Here is a 15970-nt window from a genome sequence, read left to right on the forward strand (position 1 = left end):
GCGAGTCAGGATGTGCTGTGGCATTGTACTCGCTGAGCGTACAATCCTGCTTTGGCCAAAAGCCCGCAATTTGGTTCAACCGCCCGGTTCGACCGTCGTACTTTCCGAAGTAGTCATATCGCTTAACCTTTCGCGTCATCATGCCTTTGGCGCGAGATTGCAGGGAGTCCAGATGTCTTCCAGTCCGCGCCTCGGCTTCGTACAGTGCATCAGCGCATCCGGCCTGCATCGCATGGCCTATCACGAGTGGGGAGATCCCGCGAATCAGCGAGTGCTGGTGTGCGTGCACGGCCTGACCCGTACCGGACGTGATTTCGACGCGCTGGCACGTTCGCTGAGCGACGAGTACCGTGTGGTGTGCCCGGACGTGGTGGGCCGTGGCCGCTCCGACTGGCTGGCCGACCCGCGGGGCTACGTGTTGCCGCAATACGTGTCCGATATGGTTACGCTGATCGCGCGACTGAACGTCGAACAGGTGGACTGGTTCGGCACGTCGATGGGCGGGCTGATCGGCATCGGGCTGGCCGGGCTGGCCAAGTCGCCGGTGCGCAAGCTGCTGCTCAACGATGTGGGTCCGCGCATCACCGCGCAATCGATGGAACGGATTGGTGCGTATCTGGGTTTGCCGGTGCGCTTCAAGACGTTCGAGGAAGGGCTGGCCTATCTGCAGACGATTAGCGCCTCATTTGGCCGTCATACTCCCGAGCAGTGGCGCGAGCTGAATGGCGCGATCCTGAAACCGATGCAGGGCGCCGAGGGGCTCGAATGGGGATTGCATTACGACCCGGCGCTGGCCGTGCCGTTCAAGGACGCGACGCCGGAGGCGATGCAGGCTGGTGAGGCCGCGCTGTGGGCGATGTTCGAGGCCATTCAAGGGCCGACGCTGGTGGTGCGCGGCGCGCAGTCCGATCTGCTGATGCGCGAGATCCTGGCCGAGATGGTGGCACGCGGCAAGCAGGTGTCGAGCGTGGAGATTCCCGATGTGGGTCATGCTCCGACGTTTGTCGATCCGGCGCAGATCGCCATCGCCCGTCAATTTTTCCTGGGGTCTTGAGCCCCGATACTGAACGAAAACTGTCATGAGCACCAACACCCTGAAGCGCGCCCACGTGGGCAAGCGCCTGTCCGAATACGCGGTCTACAACGGCGTGGTCTATCTGGCCGGCCAGGTGCCCGAGGTCGACCCCAAGGCCGACCTGCGCGGCCAGACGCGCGAGGTGCTGGGCCATATCGACCGCCTGCTGGCCGAAGCCGGCAGCGACAAGACGCGCATCCTGATGTGCCAGATCTTCCTGACGGACATCACGCGCATTGGCGAGATGAACGAGGTGTGGGACGAGTGGGTGGCGCAAGGCAATACGCCGCCGCGGGCCACCGTCCAGGCGGCGCTGGCCAATCCCGACTACCTGATCGAAGTGGTGGTGACGGCCGCGCTCAACTGATGCGGGGCGGTAAGACATGGTGACATCGACGGAGCTGACGGGTCAGACCGCGGGCGTGCCCGACGCCGGGCTCGTCGAGCGCGCGCTCGCGTATGTGCGCGAGAAGGCCGACGGCGAGAAACCCACGACACTGCCCACCGGCGAGACCGTGCTGTCTCATGCCGAGGGGATGCTGCGTATCCTGGATGGCCTGCGCGTAGACGATGCCGCGCGTGCGGCGGCGTGCCTGTTCCCGATGGTGGCGTTCGTGCCCGGCGTCGAGGCGCACATCGAGGAACGCTTCGGCGAGGACGTGGCGCGGCTGGTGAAGGGCGTGCGGCAACTGTTGCGGATTGGCGCGATCGCCACGCAGGCCGAGACCGCCGAAACGTCGAAGTCGCAGGCGGCGGCGCGGCAGGAGCAAGTTGAGGCGCTGCGCAAGATGCTGCTGGCCTTCGCGCAGGACATCCGCGTGGTGCTGGTGCGGCTGGCTTCGCGTCTGCAGACGTTGCGCTGGCTGGCGCAGACCAAGAGCCAGCCGCTGCCGGGCGTGGCGCGCGAAACGCTCGATATCTATGCGCCGCTGGCGAACCGGCTGGGTATCTGGCAAATGAAGTGGGAGCTCGAGGATCTGGCCTTCCGCTTCGAGCAGCCCGAGACCTACAAGCGCATCGCCAAGCTGCTCGACGAAAAGCGCATCGAGCGGGAGGGCTATATCTCGCAGGCGATCGCGCGGCTGCAGTCCGAACTGGCGGCGGCGGGCATTCGCGCCGAAGTGACCGGGCGACCCAAGCACATCTACAGCATCTGGAAGAAGATGCGGGGCAAGGCGCTCGATTTTGCCGATCTCTACGACGTGCGCGCCTTCCGCGTGATTGTCGACGACATCAAGGACTGCTATACGGTGCTCGGTATCGTGCACCACATCTGGCAACCGATTCCGCGCGAGTTCGACGACTACATTTCGCGGCCGAAGGCGAATGGCTACAAATCCCTGCACACGGTGGTGATCGGCGACGATGGCCGAGCGTTCGAGGTGCAGATCCGTACGCACGAGATGCACCACTTCGCCGAGTACGGCGTGGCGGCGCACTGGCGCTACAAGGAAGCGGGTGGCAGGGGTTATAGCGGTCAGTTCACCGCGGACAACAGCTACGACGAGAAAATCGCGTGGCTGCGGCAACTGCTGGCGTGGAAGGATGACGCCGATCACACGGTCACGCACGAGGATTCGCCGTGGGAGCAGCTCAAGCACGCGGCAATCGACGACCACATCTATGTGCTGACGCCGCAGGCGCGCGTGGTGGCGTTGCCTCAGGGCGCCACGCCGGTGGATTTTGCCTACTACCTGCATAGTGACCTCGGCCATCGTTGCCGCGGTGCGCGTGTCGATGGCGCGATGGTGCCGCTCAACACGCCGCTCAAGAACGGGCAGACCGTGGAGATCGTGGCGGTCAAGCAGGGTGGGCCTTCGCGCGACTGGCTGAACCCCGAGCTGGGCTACCTGGCCAGCAGCCGCGCACGTGCCAAGGTGCGGGCATGGTTCAATGCGCTCGACTCTCAGGAGACGATTGCCCAAGGGCGTGCCCTGATCGAAAAGACGTTGCAGCGCGAGGGCAAGACGGCGGTCAATCTCGACGATCTCGCCACCCGACTCAACTTCAAGACACCGGATGATCTGTTCGCGGCGGTGGCGAAGGAAGAGTTCAGCCTGCGCCACGTGGAGCAGGCGCTACGGCATCCGGACGGGGAGGTGCAGCCGCAGTTCAGCGAGGAAGAGGCCGTTACCAAGAAGAGTCGCGCCACCAGCGTGGCGCGCGGCGCCAAGAGTGGCGTGCTCGTGGTGGGCGTCGATTCGCTGATGACGCAAATGTCTCGCTGCTGCAAGCCGGCGCCGCCGGACGATATCGTTGGCTTCGTGACTCGTGGTCGGGGTGTGTCAATCCATCGACGCAACTGCCACACGTTCCAGCAACTGGCGACGCGCGACCCTGAGCGAGTGATTCAGACGGAATGGGGCAAGCGCAGCGATGCCGTGTATCCCGTGGACATCCAGGTGGAGGCGATCGACCGGCAGGGCTTGCTGCGCGATATTTCCGAAGTGCTTTCGCGCGAGAAGATCAACGTCACGGGTGTGAAGACGCTGTCGAGCAAGGGTGTTGCTCGAATGCAGTTCACGGCGGAGGTTGCCGAGGCCACGCAACTCCAGCGTGCGATTTCCCTGATCGAAGAAGTGCAGGGGGTGTTGCACGCGAAACGAAAATAAGGTTATACTTGCAGCTTCGCTAGGCTCGTAGCTCAGCTGGTTAGAGCACCACCTTGACATGGTGGGGGTCGTTGGTTCGAGTCCAATCGAGCCTACCAACGAACATGCAGTAAAAACGTAGCACCCGTCGGCAATCGAAGGCTGGCGCTGGCAGATCCGAACAACCTTCCAAGGAACGGAAACGCATCATGAGCAAGACAACTCGAACTACTACCGCTGGTTAGCGACAGTAGTCGAGGTGCGCCTTCGACCCGTAGTGTGTGATACGGGGAAACACAGAAAAACGCGGCCTTGGCCGCGTTTTTTTTCGTCTGTCGTTTTCCAGCATCCTGTAAGCTGCCTCGTCGCTCGCCGTGAGGCAGCCAGAAAGATTCGTTGCTGGTCGTGTCCGATAGCCGTTGAGGCGATTGGATGGGCCGGCGCCACAAAAGAAGCTATGCTCCGCTCGCCACATCGCCTGAAGGCCGGTGCAGCGGAATCCTCGAGAGGTGCAAGATGATCGTAATCACGCTGCCAGACGGTTCCCGTCGTGAGTATCCCGGCCCCGTCACGGTGGCCGAAGTGGCGCAGAGCATTGGCTCCGGACTGGCCAAAGCAGCGCTCGCCGGCAAGGTCGATGGTCGCATGGTCGATACGAGCTTCCGGATCGACCAGGATGCATCGCTGTCCATCGTCACGGACAAGGATGCAGATGGCGTCGACGTGATTCGTCACTCGACGGCCCACTTGCTGGCCTACGCCGTCAAGGAGCTGTATCCCGACGCGCAGGTCACGATCGGTCCGGTCATTGACAACGGCTTCTACTACGACTTCTCGTACAAGCGTCCCTTCACGCCGGAAGACCTCGCCGCCATCGAAAAGAAGATGACGGAACTTGCCCGCAAGGACGAGAAGGTGTCGCGCGAGGTGTGGAATCGCGATGAGGCGGTGGCCCTGTTCGAGTCGATGGGCGAGAAGTACAAGGCCGAGATCATTGCGTCGATTCCCGCGGATCAGGAGATTGGCCTCTATCGCGAAGGCAGCTTCGTCGACCTGTGCCGTGGCCCGCACGTACCGTCCACGGGCAAGCTCAAGGTCTTCAAGTTGATGAAGGTGGCCGGTGCCTACTGGCGCGGCGACTCCAACAACGAGATGCTCCAGCGTATCTACGGTACGGCCTGGGCGAAGAAGGAAGACCAGGACGCCTACCTGCACATGCTGGAGGAGGCTGAGAAGCGCGATCACCGTCGCCTGGGCAAGACGCTTGACCTGTTCCATCTGCAGGAAGAGGCGCCTGGCATGGTGTTCTGGCACCCGAAGGGCTGGCAGGTGTGGCAGGCCGTCGAGCAGTACATGCGCGGCCGTCTGGGTCAGGCCGGCTACGAGGAAGTGCGCACGCCGCAGGTGATGGATCGTTCGCTCTGGGAGCGTTCCGGCCACTGGGACAACTATAAAGAGAACATGTTCGTCACGGAGTCGGAGAAGCGCGATTACGCGATCAAGCCGATGAACTGCCCGGGCCATGTGCAGATCTTCAACCATGGCCTGCGCTCGTACCGCGACCTGCCGCTGCGACTTGCCGAGTTCGGTGCGTGCCATCGCAACGAGCCTTCGGGGGCGCTGCACGGGCTGATGCGCGTGCGAGGCTTTGTGCAGGATGATGCACATATCTTCTGCACGGAAGAGCAGATCGTCGAGGAGGCCAAGGCCTTCAACGAACTCGCGTTCTCGATCTATGACGACTTTGGCTTCAAGGATGTCGCGGTGAAGCTGTCGCTGCGCCCGGAAAAGCGCGCGGGCTCGGATGCGGTCTGGGATCACGCCGAGGATGGCCTGCGCCTGGCGCTGCGCGCCTGCGGCGTGGAGTGGGAAGAACTGCCCGGCGAGGGTGCTTTCTACGGCCCAAAGGTCGAGTACCACATCAAGGATGCAATCGGCCGTTCGTGGCAGTGCGGCACGCTGCAGCTCGATCTGGTGCTGCCGGAGCGTCTGGGCGCCGAGTACGTTTCCGAGGACAATTCCCGGAAGCGCCCGGTCATGCTGCACCGCGCGATCCTTGGTTCGTTCGAGCGCTTCCTGGGTATCTTGCTGGAAAACCACGCGGGTGCGCTGCCCGCCTGGCTGGCTCCGGAGCAGGTAGTGGTGATGAATATCGCCGAATCCCAGTCGGAATATGCTGAAAGCGTTGTGCAACTCTTGCAAAAACAAGGGTTTAGGGCCAAGGCGGATTTGCGTAACGAGAAAATTACGTATAAAATTCGCGAGCATTCCCTCCAGAAGATCCCTTACCTGCTGGTAATTGGCGACAAGGAGCGGGATGCCAATCAAGTGGCCGTGCGTGCCCGTGGCAACGTGGATCTGGGTGTTATGCCTGTTTCCGCGTTTGTGGAGCGTCTGCAACAGGACGTTTCCAGCAAAGCCTGAGGGTGTCGAGCACGGCTTGTTTTTTTGTCTTCTTGAGGTAACGGAACATCGCTACAGACAAAGGTCACCGTATCAACCGGGAAATCAGCGCGCCTGAGTTGCGCCTGGTAGGGGTTGATAACGAGCAGCTCGGCATCGTCAAATTCATGGACGCACTGCGCCTGGCCGAGGACAAGGACTTGGATCTCGTGGAGATCGCGCCCAACGCGACTCCGCCCGTGGCCCGCATCATGGACTACGGCAAGTTCAAGTACGAGGAAGCCAAGCGCGCCCACGAGGCCAAGCTCAAGCAGAAAATCATCCAGGTCAAGGAAGTGAAATTCCGTCCTGGCACGGATGATGGCGATTACAACGTCAAGCTGCGCAATTTGCGACGCTTCCTGGAAGAGGGCGACAAGACCAAGATCACGTTGCGCTTCCGTGGCCGTGAAATGGCCCACCAGGAAATCGGCGCGCGCGTGCTCGAGCGTCTGAAGGCTGACCTGGAGGAACTGGGTCAGGTCGAGCAGATGCCGAAGATGGAAGGTCGCCAGATGGTGATGGTGCTGGCCCCCAAGAAGAAGAAGTAATTCTTGCGCGGGCGGCGGCTGGGGTGCCATGTGCATCCCAGCGTCGTCCTGTGCGGAAACTGTGCGCGGCGCTTCGTGCGCTGCGTACAAAAACAAGTGGATACGGGTTTTGCAAGTGATGGCGTCAGCCGTCCACCTGTATGCATGTCATAGAGCTGGAGTTTTTCATGCCTAAGATGAAGACCAAGAAAAGCGCCTCCAAGCGCTTTACTGCGCGTCCGAACGGTTCGTTCAAGCGCGGCCAGGCCTTCAAGCGTCACATCCTGACCAAGAAGACCACCAAGAACAAGCGTCAACTGCGCGGCACCCAGGACGTCCATGAGACGAACCTGAAGTCCGTTCGCGCAATGATGCCTTACGCATAACCTCAAACGATAACGAAAGGAGTTTTATATGCCTCGAGTCAAGCGTGGGGTTACTGCACGGGCCCGTCACAAGAAAGTCATCGACGCTGCCAAGGGTTACCGCGGCCGTCGTAATAATGTCTATCGTATCGCCAAGCAGGCGGTCATGCGTGCTGGCCAGTACGCCTACCGCGATCGTCGCAACAAGAAGCGCGTGTTCCGCGCTCTCTGGATTGCACGTATCAACGCTGCTACGCGTGAGCATGGCATGACCTACAGCGTGTTCATGAACGGCCTGAAGAAGGCTTCGATTGAACTGGACCGCAAGGTGCTGTCGGACATGGCTATCCACGACAAGCCTGCCTTTGCCGCCATCGTCAACCAGGTGAAAGCCACCGTTGCCTGATGCCGGCTGCGGAAGCGCCTAGACCGCGCTTTCGGGCAAGCACCGACCGCAAGGTCTGCTGAAACGGGGCTCCTCACCGAGCCCCGTTTTTATTTCGAATGTCGTGTCGATCGGAGCGATCCGAGACGGCATTCGAAATAGATGCGCCGCACGCGCATTGCCGCGTGCAGTGTCAACCTTTCCACGTATTTGTCTACGTATTGCTGCCATGTCCCTGGATCTGGATCAAGTCGTCGCCGACGCCCAGGCTGCTTTCGCCGCCGCCAACGACAACGCCACGCTGGAAAACGAAAAGGCCCGCTTCCTGGGTAAGACCGGTGCGCTGACCGAGCTGCTCAAGGGCCTCGGCAAGCTGGACCCGGAAACACGCAAGACCGAAGGTGCGCGTATCAACCAGGTCAAGCAGCAGGTGGAAGCCGCGCTGCAGGCCCGCCGTCAGGCACTGGCCGATGCGCTGATGAACGCGCGTCTGGCCGCGGAAGCTATCGATGTGACGCTGCCCGGCCGCTCTGTTGCGCGTGGCAGCGTGCATCCGGTGATGCGTACCTGGGAGCGTGTCGAGCAGATCTTCGGCTCGATCGGTTTCGACGTGGCCGACGGCCCTGAAATCGAAACCGACTGGATGAACTTCACCGCGCTGAACAACCCGGACAACCATCCGGCGCGCTCGATGCAGGACACGTTCTATGTGGACGGCCGCGACAGCGACGACAAGCTCCTGCTGCTGCGTACCCACACCAGCCCGATGCAGGTGCGTTACGCGCGCATGCACGTCGAGAAGTACGCCGGTCGCGCCATGCCGCCGATCAAGGTGATCTGCCCGGGTCGCACGTACCGCGTGGATAGTGATGCCACGCACTCGCCGATGTTCAATCAGGTGGAAGGCCTGTGGATTGGCGACAACGTGAGCTTCGCCGACCTGAAGGGCGTCTACACCGATTTCCTGCGTAAGTTCTTCGAGCGCGACGATATCCAGGTGCGCTTCCGTCCGTCGTACTTCCCGTTCACCGAGCCGTCGGCTGAAATCGACATGGCGTTCGGCAACGGCAAGTGGCTGGAAATCTCCGGCTCGGGCCAGGTGCACCCCAACGTGCTGCGCAATATGGGCCTCGATCCCGAGCGCTACATCGGCTTTGCGTTCGGCTCCGGCCTCGAGCGCCTGACGATGCTGCGCTATGGCATCAATGACCTGCGACTGTTCTTCGAAGGCGATGTGCGCTTCCTGCGCCAGTTCGCCTGATATGGCGTACCGCCCGAAGCAATAACGCAGCTCCAACGTCCCAGACAACTCAGAATACCTACCGGATCAGAAGCGCCATGCAATTCTCGGAATCCTGGCTTCGCACGTTCGCCAACCCTGAAAAGATCTCCACCGACGCGCTGTCGCACAGCCTGACCATGGCCGGGCTCGAAGTGGAAGAAGTGGGCCCCGTTGCGCCGCCGTTCACGAAGATCGTGGTGGCCCGCGTGCTGGCCACTGAACGCCATCCCAACGCCGACCGCCTGAACGTGTGCCAGGTGGATGCCGGCACCGGCGAAACGCTGCAGATCGTTTGCGGCGCGCCTAACGTCAAGCCCGGCATCGTCGTGCCGTGCGCGCTGGTCGGCGCCGTGCTGCCGCCGGGTGAAGAGGGCGGCAAGCCGTTCGAGATCAAGGTCGGCAAGCTGCGCGGCGTGGATAGCTTCGGCATGTTGTGCTCCGCACGCGAACTGAAGCTGTCCGAAGATCACGGTGGTCTGCTGGTCCTGCCGGACGACGCGCCGGTGGGTCAGGACATTCGCCAGTACCTTGATCTCGATGATCAGGTCTTCACGATCAAGCTGACGCCGAACAAGGCCGACTGCCTGTCGATCCATGGTGTTGCGCGCGAAGTGTCGGCGCTGACCGGCGCCGCGCTGACGCTGCCGGACATGTCGCCAGTAGCCGTGACGATCCAGGACAAGCTGCCGGTCAAGATCTCCTCGCCGGACCTGTGCGGCCGTTTCTCGGGCCGGGTCATCCGTGGCGTAAACGCACGCGCGGCCACGCCAGCATGGATGGTGCAGCGTCTGGAGCGCTCGGGGCAGCGCAGTATCTCGGCGCTGGTCGACATCTCGAACTACGTGATGCTCGAGCTAGGCCGTCCGTCGCATGTGTTCGATCTGGACAAGATCCACGGCGGCCTGGATGTGCGCTGGGGCCGCAAGGGCGAACAGCTCAAGCTGCTCAACGGCAATACCGTCGAGGTGGACGAGCAGGTGGGCGTGATTGCCGACGACAAGGAGATCGAGAGCCTGGCCGGCATCATGGGCGGCGACAGCACTGCCGTTTCGCTCGACACGACCAATATCTACCTGGAAGCCGCGTTCTGGTGGCCCAATGCCATCCAGGGCCGCGCGCGCCGCTACAACTTCTCGACCGATGCCGCGCATCGTTTCGAGCGTGGCGTGGACTACGCCACCACGGTCGAGCATATCGAACGCATCACCGCGCTGATTCTCGACATCTGCGGTGGTCAGGCCGGCCCGGTGGACGACCAGACCGTCAATGTGCCGCAGCGCCAGCCCGTGAAGCTGCGCGTGGCGCGTGCCGAACGCGTGCTGGGTATCGAACTGTCGTCGGCGGAGATTGCTGACGTCTTCCAGCGCCTGAACCTGTCGTTCACGCGCTCGCAAGGCGACGAAGGCGAAGTGTTCGAAGTCACGCCGCCGAGCTATCGCTTCGACATCGAGATCGAGGAAGACCTGATCGAGGAAGTCGCGCGTATCTATGGTTTCGAGCGTATCCCGGCCCGCCCGCCTGTGGCCGAAAGCGAAATGCGTCCGACCAACGAAGGCCGCCGCTCGCAACACGTGGTGCGCCACGCGCTGGCCGCGCGCGACTTCAACGAGGTGATCAATTTCGCCTTCGTGGAAGAGCAGTGGGAGCAGGACTTCGCGGACAACAACAACCCGATCCGGCTGCTGAATCCGATTGCGAGCCAACTGGCCGTGATGCGCTCCACGATGATCGGTGGTTTGCTCGACAAGGTTCGCTACAACCTTAACCGCAAGGCCTCGCGCGTGCGGCTGTTCGAGGTGGGCCGCGTGTTCCACCGCGATCCGAAGGTAGCCGACGGCGGCCTGACCGTTGCCGGCTACCATCAGCCGATGATGGCCGCCGGTATCGCCTACGGCCCGGCATTCGAGGAGCAGTGGGGCGTGGCCACGCGTCCGGTCGATTTCTTCGACATCAAGGGCGATGTGGAAGCGCTGTTCCACCCGCGCGTGCCGCGCTTCGAACCAGTGGCGCATCCCGCGCTGCACCCGGGTCGCGCCGCGCGCGTGATCGTCGACGGCAAGGCTGTCGGCGTGGTAGGTGAACTCCATCCTCGCTGGCTGCAGAAGTACGAGCTGACGCAGGCGCCGGTGCTGTTCGAACTCGAACTCGACGCGCTGCGCAATGTAGGTCTGCCGGTGTACACGGAGATCTCGAAGTTCCCGGCCGCAGTGCGCGATCTGGCTGTGGTCGTGAAGCAGTCGCTGCGTGCGCAAGACATGCTGGACGCCATGCGCGCGGCGCTGGACAAGGGTGGCTTCGGCCATTTCGTCCAGAGCCTTGTACTGTTCGACGAGTTCCGGCCGAAGGCCGCGTCGACGGCCATTGGCGCTGACGAGAAAAGCCTTGCGTTCCGCGTAACGTTGCAAGATACTGGGTCGACCCTCCAGGACGAGACAGTCGACAGTGCGGTGCGCTGCATGATCGACGCGCTGACGGCAGGCTTCGAAGCCCGCCTGCGCGCTTAAGCGAATCAGGCAGTCCACCTTCAATTGGAGCGCCCGGGCACAGCCCCCGGGCGGATCGCGGCAGATTTTACAGAGCGATCTAGGATGAACGATCGAGACACGATTTCCATGAATGCTGCAGACCTGGGCGATGCAAGCGACCGGCACGCTGCCTCCCTCGACGATGCATCGCCGGAAGCCCGTGCCGCCGAGGTGCCAACCCTGACCAAAGCCGAACTTGCAGAGATGCTGTTCGATCAGGTTGGCCTGAACAAGCGCGAATCGAAAGACATGGTCGAAGCGTTCTTCGACGTGATTCGAGAAGCGTTGGAGCGCGGTGACAGCGTCAAGCTGTCAGGCTTCGGCAACTTCCAGTTGCGCGACAAGGCGCAACGTCCCGGCCGCAACCCCAAGACGGGAGAGATCATCCCGATCACGGCGCGCCGTGTGGTGACGTTCCACGCCAGCCAAAAGCTCAAGGCACAGGTGGAGGAGCGCGCAGGTCTGGAGGCCTGACGCGCGAGGGCACATGCCGCACGGGCAGTATCGTCGCGGCAGCCACACATCTGTAACGACGCGCAACCGGGTGATTGCCCGCGGCGATTGCAGTCTGTATCCTGCAATGCCGCGCGCAGTTCGCGTCCAACCGAGCCAACCGGCTCTGGTTCACGGCCTGACATCAGACTACCCAACGCATGACGGAAAAATCCAGCGAGCGCGTCGCGCTGCCGCCGATTCCCGCAAAACGCTACTTCACCATCGGTGAGGTCAGCGAGCTCTGCGCCGTCAAGCCGCATGTGCTGCGCTACTGGGAACAAGAATTCACCCAGCTCAAGCCCGTGAAGCGACGCGGCAATCGCCGTTACTACCAGCATCACGAAGTCCTGCTGATTCGCCGGATTCGCGATCTGCTGTACGAGCAAGGTTTCACGATCAACGGCGCGCGCAACCGGCTCGACGAAGGGCGCCATCACGGCGCTGGCGTCGCGGTGGGCGCCGAGCCCAGTGAGTTTCAGGTTGCCGTCGAGGAGGCACCAGTGCTTTCTGTCGACCTGAATTCGCTGCGCAACGACCTGGTCGAAGTGCAGCACCTGCTGGCGCAATTGAAAGAGATCGCACGGCACCAATAAATTGGCTTTGAACTACTAGCCATCGTCGAATTGACGGTGATATACTCTCGCTTCTTCGGGGCGTAGCGCAGCCTGGTAGCGTACCTGCATGGGGTGCAGGTGGTCGGAGGTTCAAATCCTCTCGCCCCGACCAGAAAATAAAAGGCCTGACAGGTTTCCTGTCAGGCCTTTTGTCTTTTGGTCCCGCCGGTCGCACAAATGGCAGGTTTGGAATCTGAGGCTCCGTAGCCGGCACTCGCGTTGTGAGTTCGAGCGGCAAGAATGCGGGTAGGAACTCCTCTTTCCTTTTGTAGCGCTGTCCGAAATAAAGCACAGCACGTTGCAATCCTTCCTTACATTTCGGACATAGGTTCTGACCCGGTCATCGACTAGCCTTTCCCCATTGCATCGACACGGCAGCTTGCGCTGCCGGAGTAGGAACGGATGAACTGGCGAGACATATTTCTGATTGGTTTTGGATGGGTGGGGGCCTGCCTGGCTGCGGGCTGGTTTCTGACGATGGCGGTCAAGGTGCTGGGTTGACCCTGGCGCCATCTCTCACCGATCGCTTCAACCTCCCTTCGATACCAGCACCGCATCATTCCGATACACGTCCGGGAACATCGTTTTCAGATTGCCGATCTTCGGCAGGTCATTGATGACGATATACGGATAGCTCGGATTCTTGACGAGAAAATCCTGGTGATAGTTCTCGGCCGGAAAGAACCCCTTGTAATCCTCGACGCGCGTGACGATCGGCGCGCGGTACGCTTTCGACGTGTCGAGCTGGGCGATATACGCCTCGGCAATCGAGCGTTGCACAGGCGAGCGCGGGAAGATCGCCGAGCGGTACTGCGTGCCGTGATCGGGCCCCTGATAGTTCAGTTGCGTGGGATTGTGCGCGACCGAGAAGAAGATCTGCAGCAGCTTGCCGTAGCTGATCTGGCTGGGGTCGTAGCGGATTTCGACCGACTCCGCGTGTCCGGTCGTGCCGCTGCCCACCATCTCGTATTGCGCGTTGCTGGCCGAGCCGCCGGAGTAACCGGACGTTACCCGTGTAACGCCGCGGACATGTTGGAACACGCCTTGCACGCCCCAGAAACATCCACCGGCGAACACGGCGGTCTCGGTATGGCTCGTGCCGGCTCTTTCGTCGACGGCCGGCGCGGGGATCTTCACGGCGGCCTCGGCCGAGATCGCGGGTAGCTCCCACATTGCGGCCGCCACCATCAGCATGGCCAAGCTTGCGAGCTTCAGCGTGGTGGGGCGGGTCCAGCGTTGCAGTGTCGTCATGGCATCCATGGTCAGACTCCTTGAAAGTAGCGTAGATCAGCCGAACGTGAACGCATAGGCCTGCACGCCGGGGTCGAGGAACTCGATGGCGAACGTGCGATCGGCGACGTCGCCTTGCTGGCGTACGAGTTGATACAGGCGCTGTCCGGTGACGGTCCCGCTGCCATCCGCGGCGACATCGGTGCCGTGCGATGCGCCTGGCGCCTTGCCGTCGATCGTCACGCGGAAGCGCACTGGCTTGCCGTCCGGGGCTGGGCCGAGCACCAGGTGCAGGTCGCGGGCGTGGAAGCGATAAACGATCTTCCCGCTGGCCTGTTCCAGCGTTGCCTGTTCCTCGCCAACCTTCCAGTTGCCCGCCAGGCCCCACTCATTGAGCGTGGGGCGGGCCGGCGCGGCGTATTCCTTGGATTGATCCGGCCGGGCGCCACCCGGAGACGCGAAGTTCTCGGCACGGGCGTAGCCCACATAGGTCTCCTGCGAACGCAGCGCGCTGGCATCGGCGGGCATCTCCACGCCGTGCATGGCGTTGTCCGCGGTCATTGCCACCTTCGTCACGTCCGCGTGGCCCGCTTCAGCCAGCAGTTGCCGGATCACGGCTTCCGATTTCTCGTATTCGCCTTCGCCGAAATGATGGAAGCGCACGCGCCCCTGGGCGTCGATGAAGTAATGCGCCGGCCAGTAGTTGTTGTTGAACGCGCGCCAGATCGCGTAGTTGTTGTCGATGGCCACCGGGTAGGTCACGCCGAGATCCTTCGTGGCCTTGCGGACGTTGTCGATATTGCGTTCGAACGCGAACTCGGGGGCATGGACGCCGATGACGACCAGGCCCTGATCCCGGTATTTCTCCGCCCAGGCCTTTACGTAGGGCAGCGTGCGCAGGCAGTTGATGCACGAGTACGTCCAGAAATCGACCAGCACGACCTTGCCGCGTAGCGCTTCCGCAGTCAGCGGCGGCGAGTTGAGCCATTCCACCGCGCCATTGAGGCCGGGGAACTGGCCTTCCACTGGCAGTGTGGCGGGACGGTCGACGGCTCGCATCATCATGGCTCCGCCTTCTGCTGGCACGCTGGTGGCGGCCATCATCGCGCCGCCGCTACGGTCCTTGTGTCCCAGTGCGTCGACCAGGCGCTGCTCCAGGCCGCCGGTGGCCACGGTCGAGACGCGTGTCAGGATGCCTGTGTCGAGTCCAAGCGCGATTGCCGCGACGCCGGCCAGCATCGCCACGCCGATCCCGCGACGAACCCATTCGCCAGCGTCGAGCGAACGCTTCATCGCTGCGAATACGCGTCCGCCGATCAACAGGGCCACCGCCAGCGATGTGGCCGCGCCTGCGGCGTAGGCCAACAGCAGCAGCGTGGTGCCCAGGCTTGCCCCCTGAAGGGCGGCGCCGGTCAGCACGAGACCGAGGATCGGGCCCGCGCATGGCGCCCACAGCAGGCCGGTGGCAATGCCGAGCAGGAACGACGATGCGGGGCTGGCGGGTTTGCCGTCGGCCTGCGCGAAGTTCGACAGCCGGCTGCCCGCATTCACCAGCGGCCGCATCAGGCGTTCGGCAAGCCGGGGCAGCAGCAGCGTCAGTCCGAACACGGCCAGTAGGGCGATGGCGAGCCAGCGGCCATACTGGTTGGCTTGAGCGACCCAGCCGCCACCGACCGCGGCGAGCGTGGCCACGCCGGCGAAGGTGAGGCCCATGCCGGCCAGCAGAGGCAAGCCGCTGCGCACGAATGGTTGATCGGCGCGCGCGAACACGAACGGTAGTACGGGCAGGATGCAGGGGCTCAGGATCGTGAGCGCGCCGCCCAGGTAGGAGAGGATCAGTAGCAGCATGGCAATGGGTCCGCGATGGGTCTGCGATGGGCCTGGTCAGGCGGATACGGGGCGGAACGTCATGGCTACGCCATTCATGCAGTAGCGCAGTCCCGTAGGCTTGGGGCCGTCGTCGAACACGTGGCCAAGGTGGCCGCCGCAACGGCGGCAATGCACTGCCGTGCGCGCCATGCCGAACGTGCGGTCCTCGGTGGTGCCCACCGCGTTGGCCAGCGGCGCCCAGAAGCTCGGCCAGCCAGTGCCGCTGTCGAACTTGGTCGACGACGAGAACAGGTCGAGCTGGCAGCCCGCGCACGAGAAAACGCCCTTGCGATGCTCATCATTGAGCGGGCTGCTGAACGGGCGCTCGGTGCCTTCGTGGCGCAGTACCGTGTACTGGGCCGGCGTCAGCTTCTGGCGCCACGCCTCGTCGCTCAATGTGACTTCGAAGGATTGGGCGCCGGCTCCGGCGGCGTTGGCATTGCCGGTGGCCAGCAGCCGCCAGCCGCCGACGACGGCAAGCGTAGCGGTCAGCGAGCCGCCCGAAAGCAGAAAGCGTCTGGTGATGCGCATGGTGGTCTCCGTGTTCGGGATGGGTTGAACGCATGG

General features: G+C 62.7%; 14 protein-coding genes and 2 tRNA genes. 13 read left to right on the forward strand and 3 right to left on the reverse strand.

The features are described 5' to 3' along the window. Positions 1-172: 172 nt before the first annotated feature. From phaZc to K6G35_RS06010, 13 genes are all read left to right on the forward strand, one after another. Positions 173-1054, forward strand: a complete 882-nt coding sequence (gene phaZc / locus K6G35_RS05950; protein WP_035881871.1) for a 3-hydroxybutyrate-oligomer hydrolase PhaZc — start codon at positions 173-175, stop codon at positions 1052-1054. 25 nt (positions 1055-1079) lie between these two features. Then, complete coding sequence (locus K6G35_RS05955) at positions 1080-1442, forward strand: RidA family protein (protein WP_008650501.1); 363 nt, start codon at positions 1080-1082, stop codon at positions 1440-1442. Positions 1443-1458: 16 nt separating this feature from the next. After that, positions 1459-3687 (forward strand): RelA/SpoT family protein, encoded by a 2229-nt coding sequence (locus tag K6G35_RS05960; RefSeq protein ID WP_008650499.1) that lies wholly within the window; start codon positions 1459-1461, stop codon positions 3685-3687. A 21-nt stretch (positions 3688-3708) separates the two neighbouring features. Further along, positions 3709-3785 (forward strand) — tRNA-Val (locus K6G35_RS05965). 397 nt (positions 3786-4182) lie between these two features. Further along, the gene (gene thrS / locus K6G35_RS05970) at positions 4183-6090 is read left to right on the forward strand and encodes a threonine--tRNA ligase (protein WP_035881872.1); all 1908 of its coding nucleotides are present in this window, start codon (positions 4183-4185) and stop codon (positions 6088-6090) included. Between the two features lie 47 nt (positions 6091-6137). Continuing rightward, positions 6138-6659 (forward strand): translation initiation factor IF-3, encoded by a 522-nt coding sequence (gene infC, locus K6G35_RS05975; protein WP_080672715.1) that lies wholly within the window; start codon positions 6138-6140, stop codon positions 6657-6659. A gap of 167 nt (positions 6660-6826) precedes the next feature. Then, positions 6827-7024, forward strand: coding sequence for a 50S ribosomal protein L35 (rpmI, locus tag K6G35_RS05980; RefSeq protein WP_006575466.1), 198 nt, complete (start codon positions 6827-6829; stop codon positions 7022-7024). Between the two features lie 28 nt (positions 7025-7052). Further along, positions 7053-7409, forward strand: coding sequence for a 50S ribosomal protein L20 (gene rplT, locus K6G35_RS05985; RefSeq protein ID WP_008650487.1), 357 nt, complete (start codon positions 7053-7055; stop codon positions 7407-7409). A 208-nt stretch (positions 7410-7617) separates the two neighbouring features. Then, positions 7618-8649 carry a phenylalanine--tRNA ligase subunit alpha gene (gene pheS, locus K6G35_RS05990; RefSeq protein ID WP_008650479.1) on the forward strand — a complete coding sequence of 344 codons (1032 nt, stop codon included), beginning with the start codon at positions 7618-7620 and terminating at the stop codon, positions 8647-8649. A gap of 77 nt (positions 8650-8726) precedes the next feature. Then, complete coding sequence (gene pheT, locus K6G35_RS05995) at positions 8727-11174, forward strand: phenylalanine--tRNA ligase subunit beta (RefSeq protein ID WP_495676204.1); 2448 nt, start codon at positions 8727-8729, stop codon at positions 11172-11174. A gap of 84 nt (positions 11175-11258) precedes the next feature. Continuing rightward, positions 11259-11669, forward strand: coding sequence for an integration host factor subunit alpha (locus tag K6G35_RS06000; protein ID WP_008650476.1), 411 nt, complete (start codon positions 11259-11261; stop codon positions 11667-11669). Between the two features lie 179 nt (positions 11670-11848). Then, the gene (locus K6G35_RS06005; protein ID WP_495676205.1) at positions 11849-12283 is read left to right on the forward strand and encodes a MerR family transcriptional regulator; all 435 of its coding nucleotides are present in this window, start codon (positions 11849-11851) and stop codon (positions 12281-12283) included. Between the two features lie 56 nt (positions 12284-12339). After that, positions 12340-12416 (forward strand) — tRNA-Pro (locus tag K6G35_RS06010). Between the two features lie 416 nt (positions 12417-12832). On the opposite strand, the gene msrA is transcribed toward K6G35_RS06010, so the two are convergent. The 3 genes from msrA to msrB are packed head-to-tail and all read right to left on the reverse strand — an operon-like array spanning position 12833 to position 15934. After that, positions 12833-13564 (reverse strand): peptide-methionine (S)-S-oxide reductase MsrA, encoded by a 732-nt coding sequence (msrA, locus tag K6G35_RS06015; RefSeq protein WP_186425284.1) that lies wholly within the window; start codon positions 13562-13564, stop codon positions 12833-12835. 27 nt (positions 13565-13591) lie between these two features. Then, on the reverse strand, positions 13592-15382 hold the full coding sequence (locus tag K6G35_RS06020; RefSeq protein WP_008650468.1) for a cytochrome c biogenesis protein DipZ: 1791 nt from the start codon (positions 15380-15382) through the stop codon (positions 13592-13594). 36 nt (positions 15383-15418) lie between these two features. Then, positions 15419-15934 (reverse strand): peptide-methionine (R)-S-oxide reductase MsrB, encoded by a 516-nt coding sequence (msrB, locus tag K6G35_RS06025; RefSeq protein WP_008650467.1) that lies wholly within the window; start codon positions 15932-15934, stop codon positions 15419-15421. Between the last annotated feature and the right edge of the window lie 36 nt (positions 15935-15970).

This window comes from Cupriavidus sp. HY129, from assembly GCF_059492215.1.